This window comes from Mesorhizobium sp. M7A.F.Ca.AU.002.02.1.1 (assembly GCF_003998535.1).
GTDB classification, from domain to species: domain Bacteria; phylum Pseudomonadota; class Alphaproteobacteria; order Rhizobiales; family Rhizobiaceae; genus Mesorhizobium; species Mesorhizobium ciceri.
Window position 1 is genome coordinate 1 of record NZ_RZPB01001290.1, and the last position, 973, is coordinate 973.

Consider the following 973-nt stretch of genomic DNA (forward strand, 5'->3'; position numbering starts at 1 on the left):
GCACGCCCACCTCGCGCACGAACGAATGCGCGCGCCTGGGCCGGGCCACTTCACGCGCATGGATGTCCTTGGCGGCAAGCACGCCCTCCATCTTGCCGACGACAGGCGTCGCTTTCGCCGACGCGCCACTCGCCCGCTTGCTTCCAGCGCGCTTGCCCACGGCCTGCCTGGATCGCGGCGGCGGCCCCTTGCCATTGGCAAAGCCGATCGCGCCGAGCATGGCGTTGCGGTGCACGATGCCGATGATGGCGTCGCGCGACACCGGACTGCCGCGCAACGCGCTGAACGCGACTGCAATCCTGGAGGCTGAGAACCCATCCTTCAGCCAGCGGGCGATCTCGTGCAATTCCGCGTCGCTATAGCTTGCCATATCCAGCTCCATCCAAAGTTCGGCCGCGCGCCGTCGGGCAGCGTCAAGGTTCGACCCGGTCGCCAGGCCGCAGTCAGGTTGTTTTTCAAGAGCCGGCTCTCAGCCGGCCAGCCTCAGCCGGCTTGGGCCGATTTCCCGCCGGCAAGGTGCAGAAGCCGCGCTTCGGCCGTGTTTCTGTCCAGGGCGGAAACCGCCCTGCCCGTCAGCCTGTCGAACAGGATGACGGTGCCGTCCTCGGTGCGGATGCAGGATCGGCCTGCCGCAAAAACAGAGCCGGCGCCATGCCGGCCGAATTGGGGGCCGAAGCCGCTGGGAGCGGCGGCTCCGGCCGCTCCGGTCGCCGGAGACAGGCGGACCGGACCCGAGGCTCGTGCGGTCAGGCACTGGGCCTCGGGCTTCATCCGGGCCGGGGAGGAGGACGGCCGGGATGAAAGGGAATGGGCGGTTATGACCGCCGGGCGCGCCTCGCGTGAGGCCGGCGACTCGGCGCCATCAAAGCTGGACAGGTTTTGCATGACCGGATATAAGCATAACTCGAAAATAGATGCAAGCCATTCTTTCATAGACGAGAGCGGCTTTCATCCCTCACATGGGCGCCATGGC

1 protein-coding gene and 1 pseudogene are annotated in these 973 nt (G+C 67.1%); both read right to left on the minus strand.

Annotated features, from left to right (window positions below; all coding sequences use genetic code 11):
• Positions 1-370, minus strand: a pseudogene (locus EN879_RS37205) (GcrA cell cycle regulator); the annotation flags it as partial.
• Positions 371-483: 113 nt separating this feature from the next.
• A complete protein-coding gene (locus EN879_RS37210) occupies positions 484-771 on the minus strand; it encodes a hypothetical protein (protein ID WP_245493948.1) in 288 nt (95 codons plus the stop codon).
• Between the last annotated feature and the right edge of the window lie 202 nt (positions 772-973).